At 67.6% G+C, this 21,496-nt stretch carries 18 protein-coding genes and 1 rRNA gene; 12 read left to right on the forward strand and 7 right to left on the reverse strand.

The features are described 5' to 3' along the window. The first annotated feature begins 153 nt into the window (after positions 1–153). Positions 154–302 (forward strand): 5S ribosomal RNA (gene rrf / locus KPB06_RS32740). Positions 303–406: 104 nt separating this feature from the next. Here rrf and KPB06_RS32745 read toward each other — a convergent pair. The 5 genes from KPB06_RS32745 to KPB06_RS32765 all read right to left on the reverse strand — a co-directional run bounded on the left by KPB06_RS32745 (position 407) and on the right by KPB06_RS32765 (position 4,619). Continuing rightward, positions 407–871: a GNAT family N-acetyltransferase gene (locus tag KPB06_RS32745; protein ID WP_181035517.1), complete on the reverse strand. Its 465-nt coding sequence runs from the start codon at positions 869–871 to the stop codon at positions 407–409. A gap of 152 nt (positions 872–1,023) precedes the next feature. After that, entirely contained in the window at positions 1,024–1,395 is a 372-nt protein-coding gene (locus tag KPB06_RS32750; protein ID WP_059578898.1) for a nuclear transport factor 2 family protein, read from the reverse strand. Between the two features lie 54 nt (positions 1,396–1,449). Beyond that, positions 1,450–2,049: a hypothetical protein gene (locus KPB06_RS32755; RefSeq protein WP_059578895.1), complete on the reverse strand. Its 600-nt coding sequence runs from the start codon at positions 2,047–2,049 to the stop codon at positions 1,450–1,452. Between the two features lie 192 nt (positions 2,050–2,241). Continuing rightward, complete coding sequence (locus KPB06_RS32760) at positions 2,242–3,495, reverse strand: hypothetical protein (protein WP_060011402.1); 1,254 nt, start codon at positions 3,493–3,495, stop codon at positions 2,242–2,244. A 119-nt stretch (positions 3,496–3,614) separates the two neighbouring features. After that, the gene (locus KPB06_RS32765) at positions 3,615–4,619 is read right to left on the reverse strand and encodes an AraC family transcriptional regulator (RefSeq protein ID WP_059578890.1); all 1,005 of its coding nucleotides are present in this window, start codon (positions 4,617–4,619) and stop codon (positions 3,615–3,617) included. 142 nt (positions 4,620–4,761) lie between these two features. Here KPB06_RS32765 and KPB06_RS32770 point away from each other — a divergent pair, with 142 nt between their 5' ends. The 3 genes from KPB06_RS32770 to KPB06_RS32780 are packed head-to-tail and all read left to right on the forward strand — an operon-like array spanning position 4,762 to position 8,419. Further along, complete coding sequence (locus KPB06_RS32770; RefSeq protein ID WP_059609113.1) at positions 4,762–6,429, forward strand: acyl-CoA synthetase; 1,668 nt, start codon at positions 4,762–4,764, stop codon at positions 6,427–6,429. Between the two features lie 13 nt (positions 6,430–6,442). Next, positions 6,443–7,210 (forward strand): 3-hydroxyacyl-CoA dehydrogenase, encoded by a 768-nt coding sequence (locus KPB06_RS32775; RefSeq protein ID WP_059578885.1) that lies wholly within the window; start codon positions 6,443–6,445, stop codon positions 7,208–7,210. Between the two features lie 18 nt (positions 7,211–7,228). Continuing rightward, on the forward strand, positions 7,229–8,419 hold the full coding sequence (locus KPB06_RS32780; RefSeq protein ID WP_059578882.1) for an acetyl-CoA C-acetyltransferase: 1,191 nt from the start codon (positions 7,229–7,231) through the stop codon (positions 8,417–8,419). Positions 8,420–8,546: 127 nt separating this feature from the next. Here the strand turns inward: KPB06_RS32780 and KPB06_RS32785 are convergent, their stop codons facing one another. Next, positions 8,547–9,239, reverse strand: coding sequence for a TetR/AcrR family transcriptional regulator (locus KPB06_RS32785; protein ID WP_059578880.1), 693 nt, complete (start codon positions 9,237–9,239; stop codon positions 8,547–8,549). 321 nt (positions 9,240–9,560) lie between these two features. On the opposite strand from KPB06_RS32785, the gene KPB06_RS32790 reads away from it, so the two are divergent. From KPB06_RS32790 to KPB06_RS32825, 8 genes are all read left to right on the forward strand, one after another. Beyond that, positions 9,561–10,841, forward strand: coding sequence for a Zn-dependent hydrolase (locus tag KPB06_RS32790; RefSeq protein ID WP_059578877.1), 1,281 nt, complete (start codon positions 9,561–9,563; stop codon positions 10,839–10,841). Positions 10,842–10,969: 128 nt separating this feature from the next. Next, positions 10,970–12,307, forward strand: coding sequence for an NAD(P)-dependent oxidoreductase (locus tag KPB06_RS32795; protein ID WP_059578874.1), 1,338 nt, complete (start codon positions 10,970–10,972; stop codon positions 12,305–12,307). A 53-nt stretch (positions 12,308–12,360) separates the two neighbouring features. Next, positions 12,361–13,677 (forward strand): NAD-dependent dihydropyrimidine dehydrogenase subunit PreA, encoded by a 1,317-nt coding sequence (gene preA, locus KPB06_RS32800; protein WP_059578870.1) that lies wholly within the window; start codon positions 12,361–12,363, stop codon positions 13,675–13,677. Between the two features lie 100 nt (positions 13,678–13,777). Then, complete coding sequence (locus KPB06_RS32805) at positions 13,778–15,286, forward strand: NCS1 family nucleobase:cation symporter-1 (RefSeq protein WP_059578868.1); 1,509 nt, start codon at positions 13,778–13,780, stop codon at positions 15,284–15,286. A 63-nt stretch (positions 15,287–15,349) separates the two neighbouring features. Next, entirely contained in the window at positions 15,350–16,807 is a 1,458-nt protein-coding gene (gene hydA, locus KPB06_RS32810) for a dihydropyrimidinase (protein ID WP_099318338.1), read from the forward strand. A gap of 247 nt (positions 16,808–17,054) precedes the next feature. Then, the gene (locus KPB06_RS32815) at positions 17,055–18,329 is read left to right on the forward strand and encodes a NupC/NupG family nucleoside CNT transporter (RefSeq protein ID WP_059578863.1); all 1,275 of its coding nucleotides are present in this window, start codon (positions 17,055–17,057) and stop codon (positions 18,327–18,329) included. Positions 18,330–18,368: 39 nt separating this feature from the next. Further along, positions 18,369–19,685, forward strand: coding sequence for a thymidine phosphorylase (gene deoA / locus KPB06_RS32820; RefSeq protein WP_089466041.1), 1,317 nt, complete (start codon positions 18,369–18,371; stop codon positions 19,683–19,685). A 25-nt stretch (positions 19,686–19,710) separates the two neighbouring features. Continuing rightward, positions 19,711–20,100, forward strand: a complete 390-nt coding sequence (locus KPB06_RS32825) for a cytidine deaminase (protein ID WP_060011396.1) — start codon at positions 19,711–19,713, stop codon at positions 20,098–20,100. Between the two features lie 34 nt (positions 20,101–20,134). On the opposite strand, the gene KPB06_RS32830 is transcribed toward KPB06_RS32825, so the two are convergent. Next, the gene (locus KPB06_RS32830; protein ID WP_089466233.1) at positions 20,135–21,250 is read right to left on the reverse strand and encodes an aromatic ring-hydroxylating oxygenase subunit alpha; all 1,116 of its coding nucleotides are present in this window, start codon (positions 21,248–21,250) and stop codon (positions 20,135–20,137) included. Positions 21,251–21,496: the final 246 nt, after the last annotated feature.

Consider the following 21,496-nt stretch of genomic DNA (forward strand, 5'->3'; position numbering starts at 1 on the left):
GAAGCTGATCGATGCGGCGCGCCGGTTGAAGTACCGGTGACCTGCGTAGCAAGACGAGACAAGTTGGATTCTCGTGTGTGATACACACAACCTAAATTACTGCTTCTTCCAAGATTGGTTCTGTTGGCCACGCCAGCAGAACAACCCCCTTTGCCTGATGACCATAGCGAGTCGGTCCCACCCCTTCCCATCCCGAACAGGACCGTGAAACGACTCTACGCCGATGATAGGAACAGGACCGTGAAACGACTCTACGCCGATGATAGTGCGGATTCCCGTGTGAAAGTAGGTAATCGTCAGGCTCCCTCAAGCCAGAAACCCCCGCCCGACAAGGCGGGGGTTTTTGCATTTCGGCATCCCGAGAAGCTTGATGCAGCGAGCCATCTTGCTGCCATCCGTTCATCCATCAGACCGTGATCCGCAAGATCGGAAAAAATCGGCCCGGGATCGCTCTCGATTCTTTTTCGCCGATCTTTTCAGCTCCCAGCGCCAGATAGAACGACGCGGCATTCGGATCCGCTTCGATCACAAAGCTTTGGATGCCTCTCGCAGCGGCTTCGGCCCGAACCGCTTCCCACAGCGCACGGGCGACGCCTCGCCCCATGTAATCAGGATGGACGAACAGCCATCCGGGCGTTGGTCGATCCGATTCCGATGATGCTCGGACCCAGAACCCGATGATTGTCTCGCCCGATTGCGCGAGATAACCGATCGACCCTTCGATCGTCTCCGGCGAAATCGTGAGATCGCTTTGCCACAAGTCGAGCCATTTCTTCGGGTAGCCCCAGTGCGCCTTCGACAGGCGCGCCAGTTGCGTGAGCTTGTCCGAATCCGCGCCACGCGCAGCACGCACGGTAAATAGCATATGCATTTCGTCTCTCGTCATTGCCGGCTGCCGGCATCCCCTCGCGCAGCGCTTTTATCGGTGCATCGTCCGGATCGCAGTGTCTCACCGCTCAACCGACAGCCTGCTCGCTCGCCGCAGTATTGCGCGACACGCGTCAAACGCGTGCGCCGGCGCAGCTACACGACCTGCGAAGCATGTCCGGCGACGACGCGCCAGTTGGCGCCCGATCGACGCCAGAGGCGCGTATAGGCAAACTTGCCGGAGAATGCCGTGCCATCGAAATGGCCGGCGAGGGTCGCTCGCGTCGTGGTCAGGATCATCTCGTCGATCGCGCATGCACGCATGTCGAGGACGTCGAGCGTGTCGAGACGCAGAAGCCTCGCGCGATGTGCGGCCAGGTCGTCCGTTTTCGAGATGATCTGGCCGCTCGGGACCGTGAACACCAGATCATCGTCCAGCAGCGCATCGAGCGCTTCGACATCATTGGCCAACATCGCCGCACGGAGCGCGGCTTCGGCGGGTTCGATGACGGTACGGATTGCATCCATGTCGGGCCTCGCATCGTTTCGGAAGGGAAGCGGCACGGCGGCGACAGACGCAGCCTACCGCGCGTTCGAGAACGACTGACGCCGGACCAGCATCACCATGCAGATACCGGTCGACGCAATGAGGTTGACGGCCGGATAGAACGCGACCGCGGCGCTCCAGGTGCTCAGCGCCAGCAACGCCAGCGTGTACTTGAGCACGCACAGCGCAAAGTAGGCGAGGCTCTCGCTCCACGGATCGCGGATCGCCTTGCGCACGGTCGGGCCGAGGCCGGCGAGTTCGATCAGCGTAACGAGACAGATCGACACCGTCGGATCGTCGGTCAGTAGCCACAGCGGAATGGCCGACAGGGCCGCGCACAGGAACAACCAGTCGAGGCCCGTCCAGCCGCGCTCGCCGCGAAACAGACTGGCGATCAGCGTCAAAAAGCACGTGACGGCAATCGCTGCCGTGCACCATGCGGACGGCCCGGCGCCCGCGACGAACTGGCCAGCGGCCGCGATCGCCGTGACGATCGACCACACGAGCCACGTGAACAGATGCGGGCGAACGATGCGCCGGTAGATCGCGAGCGCGTAAGGAATGGCGGCCAGCAACGACACGGCCGTCCCGATCGCGCCAAAGATCGAAGCGGCTCCCTGATCGACGCTCACCATCGACGCAACCTTGTTCGGATCGGCCGACCAGTATGTGCCGTGACGGATCGGGGCGCAACTTCATGCGTACGCTGCGCTGCAGTGAACGTCATGCAGATTCGCACCGGAACGCGGAAGCAACCCAGCCCAAACAAACGGCACGGGAACGCGATGCCGCAGGAAAACCCACCGCGCGTCGGTGCCTGGGTGACGTCAGTACTCGAACGTCCGCAGGCGCGCTGCGTGTGCTTCGAGCCCGTCGAGCCCGAGATAGTGGCTGAGCTTGCCGGCGCGAACCTTGCGGATGTCGTCCTTCAGCTTGTCCAGCAGTTTTTCGCTCGCCGCGCGATAGGCTGCTGCTGCATCGGCGCCACGGGCCGACAGGGCCGTGCCGATCAGCCGTGCACTATCGGCGCCGCCGCCCGCGACGCAACGCGCCATCGCGTCGGCATCCGGCTGCACGCCGGCGTCGAGCAGCGCACGCATCAATGTGACCGGCACGTCGCCGGACACGGACGCGAGCGAATCCGGTGCAACCGGTGCGCCCGATTCGAGCAACGCGGCGGCTGCGGAAAACTTTCGGCACCGCAGTGCGTAATCCGTCGGGATCGAACTGCCGGCGAGCGCCATGCCGAGATCGGCGACCAGCGGCGCCAGTCGCGCGATGAGTGCCGCATCGTCGTGATCGATCGCATGACGTAATGCGTGACGCGCAAGCACCGGCTGCGAGCCGAGCGTGCCGTCGGCGAGCGGCGTGCGCCAGTCGATCACCGCTTGCCGATAGAACGCGATCAGCTTGTCGGCCAGCGATGCGGACAGGCCATGATCGTCGCGGCGTTCATCGACGTATTCGAGCAGCGTGACGCCGGTGCCGGGTTCGCCGCCGGGCTCCAGTGGATCCGCATGAAGCTGCAGCGCGCCGAATGCCGTGTACAGATCGGGAGCGACCGTCGCGAGGCCGTCCTCGTGCATCGCCCCGCGCCACGCAGGCGGCAACCCTTGTTTCCAGGCGAGCACATGACCATCGTCGCGGGCGCCCGGCTCCGTCACGACGTAGATGCGATCGCAATATTCGAAGCCGCCGAACGGCAGCGCGCCGATTTTGCCGTTCCACGTGCGGGCGTTCTCCTCCGCGGCTTCTTCGGCCAGTTCGAGTTCGTGGTCGATCCAGCCTTGCAGGTCGCGATAACCGTCGCTGCCGTTGTAGAACAGTTCGCTCCAGCCGATCGCTTCGACATTGCCGTTCATCTCCAGCGTCAGGTCGTAGTCGAGGCTGCCGCCGGCCGTGATACGCCACAGCTCGAGCAACGGGAGCGGAATGTCGCCGTGACAGCAGGCCTGTACGGCTGCGATCTGGTCGGCCGGCATCGGCGGTTGCGCATCGAAGATCACGCGGCCGGCAAACAGTACGATGCCGTGCGCGCGCAGATCAGCCAGTTCGGTATCGGAAAAGAAGGTGGATTGCATCGAGCGTCAGCGGTAAGGGTTGATCGGATGTGTGCCGCGATTCATCGGCGATGGACGCCCCGCGGATGGTCGCATCGTATCGGCGGCACCTGACGAGACGCTTCGAATCCACCGGTCATTCAAGACTCCGCCTCCGCCGCATGGACGTCGCGCCGAAACGCGCCGGGGCTCGTGCCGGTCCATTTCCGGAACGCGCGATGAAACGCGCTCGGCTCGGTGAAGCCGAGCTCGGCCGCGATCTCCGCGACGCCGAGCGCATGCCCGCGCAACAGCGACTGCGCCAGCGCGCCGCGCAACTCGTCCTTGATCGCGGCGAAGCTTTGCCCTTCGCTGCGCAAACGCCGCCGCAGCGTCGCGGGCGTCGTATCGAGCCGCACGGCCAGCGTGTCGAAGTCGGGCCACTCGGCGGCCGGCAGCGCCTTCAGGTGTGCGCGTGTCTTCGCGACCCAGCCCGTGTCGTGCCGGTAGCGCACGAGCAGGTTACCGGGCGCACCGCGCAGGAAGGTCTTCAGCGCCTGTTCCGAACGGATCGTCGGTAGCGCGAGGTACGCGGCGTTGAATGCGAGCCGGCTGTCGGGCCGGTCGAAATGCACGGGGACGCCGAAGAACTGGTGATAGTCGCTGCGCTGGCCGGGGCTCGGGCACGCGAAGTCGATGCGCTGCAGCGGGATGCGCCGGCCAATCAGCCAGCACGCGACGCCGAGCAGGATCAGCCAGAACGTCCGGTACGCGAATGCCGGGTACGGCGCGCCCGATTGCGTCAGCACGATCTGCGCCTGCCCGTCGGCCACGACGAGTTCGCCGTGCGGCTCGTCGAGCACCACCCGCAGGAACTTCAGCGCGCGCCGCAGCGCCTTGTCGAGCGTGCCGGCATGCAGCACCGCGTGGCACAGCAGCGTGAAGCTGCCGCGCCGCATCGGACGCGCGGCGAGCCCGAAGAATTCGTCGTCGAGCGCGCCGGCGATCGCGAGCCACAGCCGGCCGTACTGCTGCGGCGTGACGGGCTCGCGCACGGCGGCCGGCAACCCGGCGGCGCGCAGCACGGGCGCGGTCGGCAGGTCGCGCCGGCGCAGGCACGCGAGCGCATCGTCGACGAAATCCGGCGAAATCATCTGCGGCCCCATTTTCCTGCGTCCTCCGACATGGCAAAAGCGATCACGATTCTAGATTCGGTTTGTCATTGATTGCAATGTAGCGGCTGTCTACTATCGATGTATCCCCGTCGCGCCCTGGCTCGCCGGCGGCCATAACGTACAGGAGACACGCATGCCTGAAGGAGCTATCGCCCGGGCGGTGCCGGCCTACGCCGACGCCGTGGCCCGGTTCAGTATCGAGACCGCCGCCGCGCAATTGGCCGGCGACCTGGAGCGTGGCCTGAACGCGTGCGTCGAGTGCTGCGACCGGCACGCGAAGGCCGACGCGATCGCGCTCGACTGGATCGATGTCGGCGGCCGGCACCACAGCTTCACGTTCGCGCAGATGCAGGCGCTCTCGGCCCGGGTCGCGAACCTGCTCGTCGCGCAGGGCGTGAAGCCGGGCGACGTGGTGGCCGGGCTGCTTCCGCGTACGCCCGAGCTCGTCGCGACGATCCTCGGCACGTGGCGTGCAGGCGCCGTGTACCAGCCGCTGTTCACCGCATTCGGCCCGAAGGCGATCGAGCACCGGCTGCGCATGAGCGACGCGCGGCTCGTCGTGACGAACGTCGCGAATCGCGCGAAGCTCGACGAAATCGCCGATTGTCCGCCGGTGGCGACGGTGCGCGAAGCAGGCGAGACGCTGTCGGCGCACGACATCGATTTCCGCGCGGCGCTCGACGCGCAGTCCGATACGTTCGAGCCCGTGCTGCGCAAGGGGTGGGACCTGTTCATGATGATGTCGACGTCGGGCACGACGGGCTTGCCGAAGGGGGTGCCGGTGCCGCTGTACGCGCTGCTCGCGTTCGGCGCATACATGCGCGAGGCAGTCGACCTGCGCGAAGGCGACCGGTTCTGGAACATCGCCGATCCGGGTTGGGCGTACGGGCTCTATTACGCGATCACCGGCCCGCTGCTGCTCGGCCATGCGACGACGCTGTACGAGGGCGGCTTCACGGTCGACAGCACGTATGACGTGATCGAACGGCTCGGCATCACGAGCCTCGCCGGCTCGCCGACCGCGTTCCGGATGCTGATGGCGGCCGGGCCGGAAGCGGCCGCGCGCGCGAAGGGCCGGCTGCGCGTGGTAAGCAGCGCGGGCGAACCGCTGAACCCGGAAGTGGTGCGCTGGTTCCACGCGGCGCTCGGCGCGCCGATCCACGATCACTACGGCCAGACCGAACTCGGGATGGTCGTGAACAACCATCACGGCCTCGCGCACGTGGTGCACATCGGTTCCGCCGGCTTCGCGATGCCGGGCTACCGTGTCGCGGTGCTCGACGAAGCGGGCCGCGAGCTCGGCCCCGGCGAGCCCGGCAACCTCGCGATCGACATCGCGCGCTCGCCGCTGCTGTGGTTCCGCGGCTACTGGCAGCAGGACACGCCGGCGATCGCAGGCGGCTATTACCGGACCGGCGACAACGTCGAGCTGGAGCCGGACGGCGCCGTGAGCTTCATCGGCCGCGCGGACGACGTGATCACGTCGTCCGGCTACCGGATCGGCCCGTTCGACGTGGAGAGCGCGCTGATCGAGCATCCGGCCGTCAGCGAGGCCGCCGTGATCGGCGTGCCCGATCCGGAGCGCACGGAGATCGTGAAGGCGTTCGTCGTGTTGTCGAAAGGGTTCGACGGCACACCGGAACTGGCCGAGGAATTGAGTCTGCACGTGAAGCGGCGGCTGTCCGCTCACGCCTATCCGCGCGCGATCGATTTCGTCGACGCGCTGCCGAAAACCCCGAGCGGCAAGATCCAGCGCTTCGTGTTGCGCAAGATGGAAGCCGAGAAGGCCGTTCAACCCTGAATATGGACTGCGAATGAATATCGAGGATCGCGTTTTTCTGATTACGGGCGCAGGTTCCGGCCTGGGTGCCGCGGTGGCGCGCATGGTCGTCGCGCAAGGCGGCAAGGCCGTGCTGCTGGACGTCAACGAGGAGGCGGGTGCGAGTCTCGCCAACGAACTCGGCGCGGCCGCGCGCTTCGTGAAGACCGACGTGACGAGCGAGGCCGACGGCCAGGCGGCCGTCGCCGCCGCGCGCGATGCGTTCGGTCGCGTCGACGCGCTCGTGAACTGCGCGGGCGTCGCGCCGGGCGAGAAGGTCGTCGGCCGCGACGGCCCGCATTCGCTCGACCGCTTCGCGCGCGCGGTGTCGATCAACCTCGTCGGCACGTTCAACATGATCCGGCTGGCCGCCGAAGCGATGTCGAAGCAGGACGCGAACGCGGAAGGCGAGCGCGGCGTGATCGTCAACACCGCGTCGGTCGCGGCGTTCGACGGGCAGATCGGCCAGGCCGCGTATGCGGCGTCGAAAAGCGGCGTGGTGGGCATGACGCTGCCGATCGCGCGCGAGCTCGCGCGCTTCGGCATTCGCGTCGTGACGGTCGCGCCCGGCATCTTCGCGACGCCGATGATGGCCGGCATGCCGCAGGACGTGCAGGACGCGCTCGGCAAGAGCGTGCCGTTCCCGCCGCGGCTCGGCCGCCCGGAAGAATTTGCGGCGCTGGTGCGCCACATCGCCGAGAACACGATGCTGAACGGCGAAGTCATCCGTCTCGATGGCGCGTTGCGCATGGCACCGCGCTGACACTGGAGGAAGCGAATCATGACGACTCAGGATCCGATCGTAATCGTGGGTGCGGCCCGTACGCCGATGGGCGGTTTTCAGGGCGACCTGGCGGCGGCCAGCGCGAGCGACCTTGGCGCGGTGGCGATTCGTGCGGCGCTCGAGCGCGCGAACGTGCCGGCCGAACGTATCGACGAAATCGTGTTCGGCTGCGTGCTGCCGGCCGGCCAAGGGCAGGCGCCCGCGCGGCAGGCCGCGCTGAAGGCCGGGCTGCCGCTCGCGGCGGGCGCGACCACGGTCAACAAGATGTGCGGTTCGGGCATGAAGGCGGCGATGTTCGCGCACGACCTGCTGCTGGCGGGGTCCGCGGGCGTGGCCGTCGCGGGCGGGATGGAGAGCATGACGAATGCGCCGTACCTGCTGCCGAAGGCGCGCGCGGGCATGCGCATGGGGCACGGGCAGGTGCTCGACCACATGTTCCTCGACGGGCTCGAGGACGCATATGAAAAAGGCCGCCTGATGGGCACGTTCGCGGAGGATTGCGCGCAGGCCTACCAGTTCACGCGCGAAGCGCAGGATGCGTTCGCGATTGCGTCGCTGACGCGGGCGCAGCGCGCGATCGCGGATGGGCGTTTCGCATCGGAGATCGCGCCGGTGACCGTGAAGGCCGGCAAGACGGAAAGCGTCGTGTCGATCGACGAGCAGCCGGGCAAGGCGAAACTCGACAAGATCCCGACGCTGAAGCCGGCGTTTCGCGACGGTGGCACGGTGACGGCCGCGAACGCATCGTCGATCTCGGACGGCGCGGCCGCGCTCGTGATGATGCGCCGCTCGGAAGCCGAGCGCCTCGGCCTCACGCCGAAGGCCGTGATCGTCGGGCATTCGACTTATGCGGACAAGCCCGGCCTGTTCGCGACCGCGCCGATCGGCGCACTACGCAAGCTGTCGGAGAAAACCGGCTGGAACCTGCGCGACGTCGACCTGTTCGAGATCAACGAAGCGTTCGCGGTGGTGCCGATGGCCGCGATGCGCGACCTCGACCTGCCGCACGAGAAGGTGAACGTGCACGGCGGCGCGTGCGCGCTCGGGCATCCGATCGGCGCATCGGGTGCGCGCGTGATGGTGACGCTGCTGGCCGCGCTCGAGACGCACGGGTTGACGCGCGGTATCGCCTCGCTGTGCATCGGCGGCGGCGAAGCGACGGCGGTTGCAATCGAGCGGATCGCTTGACACGACGCATGACGCGTCGCGTCGTACCCGCGCACGCAAGTGGCAACACGGGCGGCGCGTATCGCACGGGACATCCCCGGCTGATGCGCGCCGCCCGTCCTCTTATTCGGCGGCTCGCCGTGTCGCGCTACGGCTTCGCGTTCGGCGACACCGCGCCGCACGCACGAATCACGAGTTGCACGACCTGCTCGGTCTTTTCGTCGAACGCCTTCTTCGTGAACGCGCGCTTGCCGCTCAGCGCACGAATCTGCGCATCGAAATCCGCATAGTGTTGCGTGGTCGACCAGATCAGGTACATCAGCGCATGCGGGTCGATCGGCGCGAGCAGCCCGCGCGCGATCCAGCCTTCGATCACCTCGACGCGCGTGTCGAACCACGGCTTCACACGTTGCGACAGGATGTCCTGCATGTGCTTCGCGCCGTGGATGATCTCGTTGGCCCAGACCTTCGAGCCGAGCGGGCGCCGCCGCGACAGCGCCATCTTCGCGCGCACGTAGCTGCCGATCGCGTCCACCGGATCGTCGCCGGCCTCGAACGAACCGGCCGCGCGATGCCAATCTTCGAACAGGTCGTCGAGCACGCGTCGGTACAACGCGAGCTTGGTCGGGAAGTAGTAGTGCACGTTCGCCTTCGGCAGGCCGGCGCGCTCCGCGATCATCGCGGTGCTGGCGCCGGCGAGCCCGCGTTCCGCGAATACGGCTTCCGCGCACGCGAGCAGATGTGCTTCGTTGGACTCGCGTATGTGCGCCTTGCGTCGCCGCAAAGGCGCCGGCGTTTCGTCCCGGTCGGTGGCTTCGATCGTCGCCTCGTCATGTCTCATCGTTACCCTCGCGCGGCGGTCATGCCGCGTTGGGCTTCATTCTAGCCGCTGATTCGCGTCGCACGCACAGACAGGAATGTCGTGATGCCACGGCGATGCTGCGTTGCGGTGGCACGGTTCTCGCTCTGCCGCGTCACGCAAGAAAGACGTTGCGCTGGTCATTTTGATCGTCTAAAACCTGTCCAATCGGACAGGATTTGACGTGTTTCGCGAACCGGCGGGCACCTGCACCGCATCCGTGCGGCGTGCCCCGAAAGAGGTCTCGCACGCACCGGCACAGACCGGGCCGACGACATCACCGACCCCACAGGAGCGATACGAATGAACGCGGTATCGGAAACAGTGAAGCGGGCAGCTTTCGACACGTCGATCAAGGTCGACGGCAAGCGGTTGTGGGACAGCCTGATGGAAGTCGCGAAAATCGGCGCGACGCCGAAAGGCGGCGTGTGTCGGCTCGCGCTGACCGATCTCGACAAGGCCGGCCGCGACCTGATCGTCGGCTGGGCGAAGGCCGCCGGCTGTACGGTGACGGTCGATACGATGGGCAACGTGTTCATGCGCCGTGCGGGCCGCGTGGCCGACGCGGCGCCGGTCGTCACCGGCTCGCATGCGGATTCGCAGCCCACCGGCGGGCGCTTCGACGGCATCTACGGCGTGCTCGGCGGTCTCGAAGTGATTCGCAGTCTGAACGATCACGGCATCGAGACCGAGCATCCGGTCGAGGTCGTGATCTGGACCAACGAGGAGGGCTCGCGCTTCGCGCCGGCGATGGTCGCGTCGGGCGTATTCGCGGGCGTGTTCACGCTCGACTACGGGCTGTCGCGCAAGGATGTGGACGGCAAGACGATCGGCGAGGAACTCGCGCGCATCGGCTACGCGGGCGACGTACCGTGCGGCGGGCGCAAGCTGCACGCGGCGTTCGAACTGCATATCGAGCAGGGGCCGATTCTCGAAGCGGAATGCAAGACGATCGGCGTCGTGACCGACGCGCAGGGGCAGCGCTGGTACGAGATCACGTTCACCGGCCAGGAAGCGCACGCGGGGCCGACGCCGATGCCGCGCCGCCGCGACGCGCTGCTCGGCGCGGCGCGCGTGGTCGATCTCGTCAACCGGATCGGCCTCGATCATGCGCCGTTCGGCTGCGCGACGGTGGGCATGATGCAGGTCCACCCGAACTCGCGCAACGTGATTCCCGGCCGCGTGTTCTTTACCGTCGATTTCCGTCATCCGGACGACGCCGTGCTCGCGAAGATGGACGCGGCGCTGCGCGACGGCGTCGCGCGCATCGCGGCCGACATCGGGCTCGATACCGAACTCGAGCAGATTTTCTATTACAAGCCGGTCGCGTTCGACCCGGCATGCGTGGCGGCCGTGCGCGACGCGGCCGATCGCTTCGGCTACTCGCATCGCGACATCGTGTCGGGCGCGGGCCACGATGCGTGCTATCTGGCGCAGGTCGCGCCGACGTCGATGGTGTTCGTGCCCTGCGTCGACGGCATCAGCCACAACGAGATCGAGGACGCGACGCCCGCATGGATCGAGGCCGGCGCGAACGTATTGCTGCACGCGATGCTGTCGCGTGCGTGCGAGCCGGCTTCATGACCGACCGGACATAGCGCGACAGGCAGGCCGCGCACCGTTGACCGTAGCATGCCTAAGCATGACCGCCCCGACTGAGCATTCGCAGCCGGCGGGGACGGCTTTGTCTCCACCCAGTCGAAGGAACGCGTATGACCACTCAGCCAACCGGCGATATCGCCGCGCATCGCCTGTCGTCCACGCAACTCTCGTGCGAATTCGCCGATATCGCGCCGCTGCTCGATCCGACCGCGGCGGCCGCCGCCGCAAGTCGCTGCCACTACTGCTACGACGCGCCGTGCGTGCACGCGTGTCCGACGCAGATCGACATCCCGAGCTTCATCCGCAAGATCGGCAACGGCAACCTGAAAGGCGCCGCGACCGACATCCTGTCCGCGAATCCGCTCGGCGGGATGTGCGCACGCGTGTGCCCGACCGAGATCCTGTGCGAAGGCGCGTGCGTGCGCAACCATCAGGATGCGCAACCGGTCGCGATCGGCGCGCTGCAGCGGCATGCAACCGACTGGGCGATGCAGACCGGTGCGGTGCAGTTCCGGCGCGCGCCCGACACGGGCCGCCATGTCGCGGTGGTGGGCGCGGGGCCGGCCGGGCTCGCATGCGCGCACCGGCTCGCGCTCGCGGGGCATCGCGTCACGCTGTTCGACGCGCGCCCGAAGGCCGGCGGCCTCAACGAATACGGGATCGCCGCGTACAAGACCGTCGACGATTTCGCGCAGCGTGAAGTCGAGTGGCTGCTGTCGGTGGGCGGCATCACGCTGGAAACGGGCGTGGCGCTCGGGCGCGACGTGACGCTCGACGCATTGCGCGAGCAGCACGACGCGGTATTTCTCGCGATGGGGCTCGGCGGCGTGCGTGCGCTCGAGATCGACGGCGAGCAACTGGGCGGCGTGATGAATGCAGTCGACTTCATCGAGCAGGTGCGGCAGGCAGACACACTGGAGAACGTGCCGGTCGGGCGGCGCGTGATCGTGATCGGCGGCGGCAATACGGCGATCGATGCGGCCGTGCAGAGCCGCAAGCTCGGCGCCGAGCGCGTGACGATGGTGTACCGGCGCGGCGTGGACGCGATGAGCGCGACGTGGGCCGAGCGCGAGTTCGCGCAGAAGTGCGGCGTCGCGCTCGTCACGCACGCGACGCCGGTGCGCATCGCGGGCGTGAACGGGCAGGCGACGGGCGTCGAATTCGAGGCCGCATCGGGTGAGCGCTTCATCGTCGATGCGGACATGGTGCTGAAGGCGATCGGCCAGACGCTCGTGCCTGACGGCGTCGCGGCCGAATTGCTGACCGCGGACGGCACGCGTATCGCGGTGGATGCGGACGGGCGTACGGCGCTGCCCGACGTATGGGCCGGCGGCGACTGCGCGGCGACCGACGGCATCGACCTCACGGTGCAGGCCGTGCAGGACGGCAAGCGCGCGGCCGCGTCGATCGACGCGACGCTCGCCGCGCGCGACGCGAAGGCGGCCTGAACGCGCGTCGCATCGTCAGCACACCGAACACGACCCTTCTCACGGAGCCGAACATGGCCGATCTTCGCTGCACCATCGCAGGCATCACCTCGCCGAATCCGTTCTGGCTGGCGTCCGCGCCGCCCACCGACAAGGCCTACAACGTCAATCGCGCGTTCGAGGCAGGCTGGGGCGGCGTCGTCTGGAAGACGCTCGGGCTCGATCCGCACGTCGTCAACGTCAGTTCGCGCTACGGCGCGGTGCAGTGGAACGGCCAGCGCATCGCGGGGCTGAACAACATCGAGCTGATCACCGACCGCCCGCTCGACGTGAACCTGACAGAGATCGCGCAGGTGAAGCGCGACTGGCCGGACCGCGCGCTGATCGTGTCGCTGATGGTGCCGTGCAACGAGCGAGACTGGAAATGGATTCTCCCGCTCGTCGAGGATACCGGCGCCGATGCGGTCGAACTCAACTTCGGCTGTCCGCACGGGATGAGCGAGCGCGGGATGGGCGCGGCGGTCGGGCAGGTGCCCGAATACGTCGAGATGGTCACGCGCTGGGTGAAGGAAGGCACGAAGCTGCCGTGCCTCGTGAAGCTCACGCCGAACATCAGCGACATCCGGATGGGGTCGCGCGCCGCGTACAAGGGCGGTGCGGACGGCGTGTCGCTGATCAACACGATCAACTCGATCGTCGCGGTCGATCTCGATCAGATGGCGCCGATGCCGACCGTCGACGGCAAGGGCACGCACGGCGGCTATTGCGGGCCGGCGGTCAAGCCGATCGCGCTGAACATGGTCGCGGAGATCGCACGGGATCCGGAAACGCCGAACCTGCCGATTTCGGGCATCGGCGGCATCTCGTCGTGGCGCGACGCGGCCGAATTCATGGTGCTCGGCGCCGGCAGCGTGCAGGTGTGCACCGCCGCGATGCATTACGGATTCCGGATCGTGTCGGATCTCGCCGACGGGCTGTCGAACTGGATGGACGAGAAGGGCTACGCGACGCTCGACGACATCCGCGGCCGCGCGGTGCCGAACGTGACCGACTGGAAGTACCTGAACCTGAAATACGACATCAAGGCGCGCATCGACCAGGACCGCTGCATCCAGTGCGGGCTGTGCCACATCGCGTGCGAGGATACGTCGCATCAGGCGATCACGGCGACGAAGGACGGCGTGCGGCATTTCGAAGTGATCGATTCGGAATGCGTCGGGTGCAATCTTTGCATGCATGTGTGTCCGGTCGAGCAATGCATCACGATGGAGCGCGTCGATTCGGGCGGCTACGCGAACTGGACCACGCATCCGAACAATCCGGCGAGCGCGGATGCCGGTGCGAGCGGCGGCCCGGCCGCCGCGCCCGAGAAGCACGCGAAGGCGGCCTGACCGGCGTCCGGCGGCGCGGCAGACGTTGCGCCGCCGCTTTTCGTTTCACCGGGCCGGCATCATACGATGCCGGCGCCGACGTTTTCGTGGAGCGCGTTCAATGAAACCAGCAGCGATTCCCGCCGATGCCGACAGCGCCGCGGCGCACGGCGGCAGCCTGTACAACGACGACCTCGCGCCGACGACGCCGGCGCAGCGCACGTGGAAGTGGTACCACTTCGCGGCGCTGTGGGTCGGGATGGTGATGAACATCGCGTCGTACATGCTTGCGGCCGGGCTGATCCAGGAAGGCATGTCGCCGTGGCAGGCGGTGATGACTGTGCTGCTCGGCAACCTGATCGTGCTCGTGCCGATGCTGCTGATCGGCCATGCGGGCGCGAAGCACGGGATTCCGTACGCGGTGCTGGTGCGCGCGTCGTTCGGCACGCAGGGCGCGAAGCTGCCGGCGCTGCTGCGCGCGATCGTCGCGTGCGGCTGGTACGGCATCCAGACCTGGCTCGGCGGCAGCGCGATCTACACGCTGCTGAACATCCTGACCGGCAACGCGCTGCACGGCGCGGCGCTGCCGCTCGTCGGCATCTCGTTCGGGCAGCTCGCGTGCTTTCTCGTGTTCTGGGCGCTGCAGCTGTACTTCATCCTGCACGGCACCGATTCGATCCGCTGGCTCGAAAGCTGGTCCGCGCCGATCAAGGTCGTGATGTGCGTGGCGCTCGTGTGGTGGGCGACGTCGCGGGCGGGCGGTGTCGGCTCGATGCTGTCGGCGCCGTCGCAGTTCGTCGCGGGCGGCAAGAAGGCGGGGCTCTTCTGGGCGACGTTCTGGCCGGGCCTGACCGCGATGGTCGGCTTCTGGGCGACGCTCGCGCTGAACATTCCCGACTTCACGCGCTTCGCGCATTCGCAGCGCGACCAGATGATCGGCCAGTCGATCGGGCTGCCGCTGCCGATGGCGCTGCTGTCGGTGGTGTCGGTCGTCGTGACGTCGGCGACCGTCGTGATCTACGGCAACGCGATCTGGGATCCGATCGACCTGACAAGCCGGATGACGGGCATCGGCGTGGGCATCGCGCTCGTGATCCTCACGCTCGACACGATGTGCTGCAACCTCGCCGCGAATCTCGTCGGGCCTGCCTACGATTTTTCGAGCCTTTGGCCGAAGGCGATCTCGTACCGGGCGGGCGGGATGATCACCGCGACGATCGCGATCGTGATGATGCCGTGGAAGATCCTCGCGACGACGGACGGCTATATCTTCACCTGGCTCGTCGGCTATTCGGCGCTGCTCGGGCCCGTCGCGGGCATCCTGATGGTCGACTATTTCCTGATTCGCGGCACGCGGCTCGACACGCGCGCGCTGTTCGACGAGCGCGGCGGCTTCAGCTACGCGCGCGGCTGGAACCCGGCCGCGCTGGCCGCGCTCGCGATCGGCGTGCTGCCGAACCTGCCGGGCTTCCTGCATACGGCGTTTCCGGCGTCGTTCCCGAACGTGCCGGCGTTCTTCAACACGCTTTACACGTACGCGTGGTTCGTCGGCCTCGTGCTGGCGTCCGGCGTGTACGGCACCTGGATGAAGTGGCGCGCCGGACAGCGCGCGCAGATCGCGAGCGCATGACGCGCGAGCCGGATGCGACCCGCGCGGCATGCGGCACCCGACAGTCAACGAGGAGGCAACGAAATGGCAATCCTGATTCGTGGCGGCACCGTGGTCGATGCGGACCGCTCCTATCGCGCGGACGTGCTCTGCGCGGACCCGCAGGACGGCGGCACGATCCTGCAGATCGCGGAGCAGATCGACGCGCCGGCCGGCGCAACCGTCGTCGATGCGCACGACCAGTACGTGATGCCGGGCGGGATCGACCCGCATACGCACATGGAACTGCCGTTCATGGGCACGACCGCGAGCGACGATTTCTACTCGGGCACCGCTGCCGGGCTGTCGGGCGGCACGACGAGCATCATCGATTTCGTGATTCCGAGCCCGAAGCAGCCGCTGATGGATGCGTTCCGGGAATGGCGCGGCTGGGCCGAGAAGTCGGCTTCCGACTACGGCTTCCACGTGGCCGTGACGTGGTGGGACGACAGCGTGCACCGCGACATGGGCACGCTCGTGCGCGAGCATGGCGTGTCGAGCTTCAAGCATTTCATGGCGTACAAGAACGCGATCATGGCCGACGACGAGATTCTCGTGAACAGCTTCACGCGTTCGCTCGAGCTCGGCGCGCTGCCGACCGTGCACGCGGAGAACGGCGAACTCGTGTTCCAGCTGCAAAAGGCGCTGCTCGCGCGCGGGATTACGGGGCCGGAGGCGCATCCGCTGTCGCGGCCGCCGGAAGTGGAGGGGGAGGCCGCGAACCGCGCGATCCGCATCGCGCAGGTGCTCGGCGTGCCCGTGTATATCGTGCACGTGTCGGCGAAGGACGCGGTGGACGTGATCACGCGCGCGCGCAGCGAGGGGCTGCGCGTGTTCGGCGAAGTGTTGCCGGGCCATCTCGTGATCGACGAGGCCGTCTATCGCGATCCCGACTGGACGCGCGCGGCGGCCCACGTGATGAGCCCGCCGTTCCGCTCGGCCGAGCATCGCGAGGCGCTGTGGCGCGGGCTGCAGTCGGGGCAGTTGCATACGACGGCGACCGATCACTGCGTATTCTGCGCATCGCAGAAGGCGATGGGCCGCGACGATTTCACGAAGATCCCGAACGGCTGCGGCGGCGTCGAGGACCGCATGTCGGTGCTGTGGCATCACGGCGTGAATCATGGCCGCATCACGCCGAACGAGTTCGTGCGGATCACGTCGACGAACGCCGCGCAGATCTTCAACCTGTATCCGCGCAAGGGCGCCGTGCAGGTCGGCGCCGATGCCGACCTCGTCGTGTGGGACCCGGCCGCGACGAAGACGATCTCGGTGAAGACGCATTACCAGCAGGTCGACTTCAACGTGTTCGAGGGGATGACGGTGCAGGGTGTCGCGACGCATACGCTCACGCGCGGCGCACTCGCGTGGGCCGACGGCGAGTTGCGCGCGGTGCGCGGCGCGGGCCGCTACCTGAAGCGCCCGCCGGCGGCCGGCTACTACGAGGCCGCGCGGATCGCGAACCGGCTGCGCGAGCCGCATCCGGTCGAACGCGCGGGTTGAACGGCGCGTGTCAGGCGGGGCGTGTCCGTTCGAGCGGCGCGCCCCGCGCGTGTTTTCGAAGAGTAGGTAGAACGACTGATCAAGCCGGCGAAGGGCAAAAGAGAAACGATCGATGGCATTGATCGCGGCGATTTTGGCGACGTTGCCTGCGCGCATGTCGACCGAGTAACATCCACCCACCCGATCACGCGGGTCGCGGGCACGGGCCGCCCGCCGGACAGTTCAAATAGTGAGAAAGGAGCACAAGGTGGATATTCTGCGCAGTCTCCTCGGTATGCTGTTTCTGTTGCTGGTCGCGTATCTGCTGTCGAACAACCGCCGCGCGGTCAGCGGCCGGACCATGATCGCCGCGCTCTTCACGCAGTTCGCGATCGGCGCGCTGGTGCTGTTCGTGCCGTCGGGCCGCGCAGCGCTGGCCGCGGCCGCGAACGGCGTCAATCGCGTGCTCGACATGGGCAACCACGGCATCGCGTTCGTGTTCGGCGGGCTCGTCGATGCACGCATGTTCCAGTTGTTCGGCGACGGCGGGTTCGTGTTCGGCCTGCGCGTGCTGCCAATGATCATCTTCGTCACCGCGCTGATCTCGGTGCTGTACTACATCGGCGTGATGAAATGGATCGTCGCGATCCTCGGCGCGGGATTGGCGAAAGTGCTCGGCGTGAGCCGCATCGAGGCGTGCTCGGCCGTCGCGACGATCTTCCTCGGGCAGAGCGAGATGCCCGCGCTCGTGAAGCCGTTCGTGCGCAACATGACGAGCGCCGAGATCTTCACGGTGATGGCGAGCGGCATGGCGTCGGTCGCGGGCTCGGTGCTGGTCGGCTATGCCGGCCTCGGCGTGAAGATGGAGTACTTGCTCGCCGCGTCGTTCATGGCGGTGCCGGGCGGGCTGCTGTTCGGCAAGCTGCTGTTTCCGACCGTCGAGCCGAGCCGCGTGGTGGTCGACGGGCTCGACTTCGACGACAAGCGCGCCGCCAACGTGATCGAGGCGGCCGCGTCCGGCGCGTCGGTCGGGCTGCGCATCGCGATCAACGTCGGCGCGATGCTGATCGCGTTCGTCGGGCTCATCGCGCTGATGAACCTGATCGTCGGCGGCGCGGCCGCGTTCGCGGGCTTTCCGCAGGTCACGCTGGTCGGCATCATCGGCCATCTGTTCGCGCCGCTCGCGTGGATCATCGGCGTGCCGTGGCACGATGCGACGCTGGCCGGCAACTTCATCGGCGAGAAGCTGATCTTCAACGAATTCGTCGCCTACGGCGACCTGTCGCCGTACCTGAAAGGCGGCGCGCACGCGGCGGCGGCCGGCCTGCAGGTGCTCGACCCGAAGACGCTCGCGATCGTGTCGTTCGCGCTGTGCGGCTTCGCGAACTTCTCGTCGATCGCGATTCTCGCGGGCGGCTTCAGCGCGGTCGCGCCCGAGCGCCGCTCGGACGTCGCGCGGCTCGGCTTGCGCGCGCTGACGGCCGCGACGCTGTCGAACCTGATGAGCGCGGCGATTGCCGGCCTGTTCTTTTCGCTGCATTGAACCGTGCAGCAGACTCCGACCGATCGAAGCGAGGCAACGATGTTTCTACCGCAGGAATTCATTCGCAGGAAGCGCGACGGGCAGCCGCTCGATCGCGACGGGATGGCCGCGTTCGTGCGCGGCGTGACCGACGGCAGCGTGACCGAAGGCCAGGTGGCCGCGTTCGCGATGGCCGTGTATTTCAACGACCTGAGCACGGACGAGCGCGTCGCGCTGACGCTCGCGCAGCGCGATTCCGGCGACGTGCTCGACTGGCGCGCGCTCGATCTCGGCGGGCCGGTGATCGACAAGCATTCGACGGGCGGCGTCGGCGATGTCGTGTCGCTGATGCTCGGGCCGATGGTGGCCGCGTGCGGCGGCTACGTGCCGATGATCTCGGGGCGCGGGCTCGGCCATACCGGCGGCACGCTCGACAAGTTGAGCGCGATTCCCGGTTACGACGTGATGCCCGAGACGGACGCGTTTCGCCGCACGGTGCGCGAGGTCGGCGTCGCGATCATCGGGCAGACCGCGCGGCTCGCGCCGGCCGACAAGCGCATCTACGCGATCCGCGACGTGACGGCGACCGTCGAATCGGTCGCGATGATCACCGCGTCGATCCTGTCGAAGAAGCTCGCGGCGGGGCTCGACGGGCTCGTGATGGACGTCAAGGTCGGCTCCGGCGCGTTCATGCCGACGGCGGAGAAATCGGCGGAGCTGGCTCGCAGCATCGTCGACGTCGGCAACGGCGCCGGCATGAAGACGACCGCGATCCTCACCGACATGAACCAGTCGCTCGCGCCATGCGCGGGCAATGCGCTCGAGGTCGCATGCGCGATCGACTATCTGACGGGCAAGTCGCGTCCCGCGCGGTTGCATGACGTGACGATGGCGCTGTCGGCTGAACTGCTCGTGACCGGCGGGTTGGCGCGCGATGCCGCCCATGCGCGCGAGAAGTTGCAGCACGCGCTCGATTCCGGCACGGCGGCCGAGCGTTTCGCACGGATGGTCGTCGCGCTCGGCGGTCCCGCCGACCTGCTCGACGCGCCCGCGCGGCATCTGGCGCGGGCGGCGGTGATCGTGCCGGTTCCGGCGCCTGCGAGCGGCGTGGTGCGGCGCGTCGATTGCCGCGCGCTCGGGCTGGCGGTGGTCGCGCTCGGCGGCGGCCGCACCCGCGCGGAGGACGCGATCGACGTCAGCGTCGGCCTGACGGCGCTCGCGGAGATCGGGCAGCGCATCGAGGCCGGCGAGCCGCTCGGCTTCGTGCACGCCCGCGACGAAGCAACGGCGGCCCATGCGGCGGACGCGATTCGCCGCAGCTATGTGCTCGGCGAGACCGGCGAAGCGCCGCCGACCCTTTACCAGCAGATCGGCTGACCTCTGCTCCGGGAGACATCACACGATGGAACGAGACGAACTGATCGAACAGGCGAAGGCGGCGCGCGAACGTGCGTATGCGCCGTATTCGCGCTTCAAGGTCGGCGCGGCGCTGCTGGCGCAAGACGGAACGGTTTTCCACGGCTGCAACGTCGAGAACGCGTCGTACGGCCTGTGCAATTGCGCGGAACGCACGGCGATGTTCGCCGCGATCGCCGCCGGCTATCGGCCGGGGGATTTCGCGCGGCTCGCGGTCGTCGGCGACACCGACGGCCCGATCGCGCCGTGCGGCGCATGCCGTCAGGTAATCGTCGAGATCGGCAAGCCCGACATCGAGGTGATCCTCGCCAACCTGAGAGGCGCCGTCGAGATCACGACGGCCCGCGCGTTGCTGCCGGGCGCGTTCACGCTTTAACGGTGCGCGCGCCGCGGCGAGACCATGCGTCGCCTCACGCGCCGTCGCGCGCGTCGCGGATCGGGATCACGGTGCGCGCGCCGCACTGGCGCAGCAGGTCGCGCAGCTCGTTGATGACCGGAAACACCTCGTGGTTCCAGTCGGCGCCTTGGGCGTCGTGCGCTTCCTGCTCGCGCTCGACGATCCAGCGATCCTCGCGGAAGATGCGTTCGGTGAACCACACGAGCAGCGGCCACGCGAGATCGAGCGCGAACGGGATACCGGGCTTGTGGATCGACAGCAGCCCGAACGTGCGGTTGGTGCGCTGCTCGGCGTCGAGCGGCACGTAGACGATCCAGAGGTCCATCACGAGCGTGCCTTCGCTCGAGCGGATCTGCAGCGTCTGGTACGGATACTCGGTGCGCACCGTCATCACGCTCTTGTTGGCCTGGTCGCCGGGCTTCTTGCTCGAACCGAACACGAGCGCCTCGCCGACCGGCTGCTTGCCTTCCATCCGCGCGAACGTGTAATCGACCTCGACCCAGTCGTCGCCGCGGCGGCGGCCCACCGAGCGCGCGCGCATCTGGCCCATCTGCTTGCGATGCAGGAACTGATGGTTCATGTCCATCAGGTTCTCGTGCATGAACGAGTAGTGACACTTGACCTCGCGGCCGAAGCGGCGCGTCTTGTACGCGGGGTGGTCCGCCGATTCGAGCGCGGGGAACGGGCGTTCGTCGGCGAGCGTGGCGTCGCCCGGGAACACGAAGATCAGCCCGTGCGCCTCGCGGCACGGATACGCGCGCACGCCGTTGGGCAAGCGCTCGCGGCCGAGGTAGGGCACGTCGACGCAGCGGCCGCTGTCGCACGCGTAGGTCCAGCCGTGATAGCAGCAGCGCAGCGTTTCGCCGCTCACGACGCCCGCGTGCAGCGGCACCTGGCGGTGCGCGCAACGATCTTCGAGCGCATACACGGCGCCCGATTCGGTGCGCACGAGCACGATCGGATCGCCGGCGAAGCGCACGCCGAGCGTCTTGCCGCGCTTGAGCTCGCGCGACCACGCGAGCGGGTACCAGTGATCCGGATGAATGGGCACGCGGCGCAGATCGCGCACGAGCGCGCCGGTGGACGGTTCTTCGAGGGTATTGCTGTCAGGCAAAGGCACTGCGCGCATGCGTGACGCCTCCTGGCTGGGCGGTTGGTCCGGATGCCGCATCATGCGGCGAGGATCAGGAGAAGTCTACGCGAAGTTGCCGGCCGCCGCGGACGCGATGCGGGTTTGCCCCGGCATCGGGCTCGCCGATTCGTTGACGTGGCGCAAGGCAGCCGCCGCCGATGCATGGCGGCCGGGGCGCCGCCGTGCGGCGGGCGGCGCCGCGTCACACGCAGCCGCGCGGGTCGGCAAGCGGCTCACGAGTGG

Origin of the sequence: Burkholderia semiarida, from assembly GCF_029268935.1 — a bacterium.
In the GTDB taxonomy this organism is placed as follows: domain Bacteria; phylum Pseudomonadota; class Gammaproteobacteria; order Burkholderiales; family Burkholderiaceae; genus Burkholderia; species Burkholderia semiarida.

Excerpts from the sequence above, each read along its gene's own strand:
- KPB06_RS32745 (WP_181035517.1), bottom strand. The coding sequence starts at position 871 with ATGCATATGCTATTTACCGTGCGTGCTGCGCGTGGCGCGGATTCGGAC.
- KPB06_RS32750 (WP_059578898.1), bottom strand. The coding sequence starts at position 1,395 with ATGGATGCAATCCGTACCGTCATCGAACCCGCCGAAGCCGCGCTCCGT.
- KPB06_RS32755 (WP_059578895.1), bottom strand. The coding sequence starts at position 2,049 with ATGGTGAGCGTCGATCAGGGAGCCGCTTCGATCTTTGGCGCGATCGGG.
- KPB06_RS32760 (WP_060011402.1), bottom strand. The coding sequence starts at position 3,495 with ATGCAATCCACCTTCTTTTCCGATACCGAACTGGCTGATCTGCGCGCG.
- KPB06_RS32765 (WP_059578890.1), bottom strand. The coding sequence starts at position 4,619 with ATGGGGCCGCAGATGATTTCGCCGGATTTCGTCGACGATGCGCTCGCG.
- KPB06_RS32770 (WP_059609113.1), top strand. The coding sequence starts at position 4,762 with ATGCCTGAAGGAGCTATCGCCCGGGCGGTGCCGGCCTACGCCGACGCC.
- KPB06_RS32775 (WP_059578885.1), top strand. The coding sequence starts at position 6,443 with ATGAATATCGAGGATCGCGTTTTTCTGATTACGGGCGCAGGTTCCGGC.
- KPB06_RS32780 (WP_059578882.1), top strand. The coding sequence starts at position 7,229 with ATGACGACTCAGGATCCGATCGTAATCGTGGGTGCGGCCCGTACGCCG.
- KPB06_RS32785 (WP_059578880.1), bottom strand. The coding sequence starts at position 9,239 with ATGAGACATGACGAGGCGACGATCGAAGCCACCGACCGGGACGAAACG.
- KPB06_RS32790 (WP_059578877.1), top strand. The coding sequence starts at position 9,561 with ATGAACGCGGTATCGGAAACAGTGAAGCGGGCAGCTTTCGACACGTCG.
- KPB06_RS32795 (WP_059578874.1), top strand. The coding sequence starts at position 10,970 with ATGACCACTCAGCCAACCGGCGATATCGCCGCGCATCGCCTGTCGTCC.
- preA (WP_059578870.1), top strand. The coding sequence starts at position 12,361 with ATGGCCGATCTTCGCTGCACCATCGCAGGCATCACCTCGCCGAATCCG.
- KPB06_RS32805 (WP_059578868.1), top strand. The coding sequence starts at position 13,778 with ATGAAACCAGCAGCGATTCCCGCCGATGCCGACAGCGCCGCGGCGCAC.
- hydA (WP_099318338.1), top strand. The coding sequence starts at position 15,350 with ATGGCAATCCTGATTCGTGGCGGCACCGTGGTCGATGCGGACCGCTCC.
- deoA (WP_089466041.1), top strand. The coding sequence starts at position 18,369 with ATGTTTCTACCGCAGGAATTCATTCGCAGGAAGCGCGACGGGCAGCCG.
- KPB06_RS32825 (WP_060011396.1), top strand. The coding sequence starts at position 19,711 with ATGGAACGAGACGAACTGATCGAACAGGCGAAGGCGGCGCGCGAACGT.
- KPB06_RS32830 (WP_089466233.1), bottom strand. The coding sequence starts at position 21,250 with ATGCGCGCAGTGCCTTTGCCTGACAGCAATACCCTCGAAGAACCGTCC.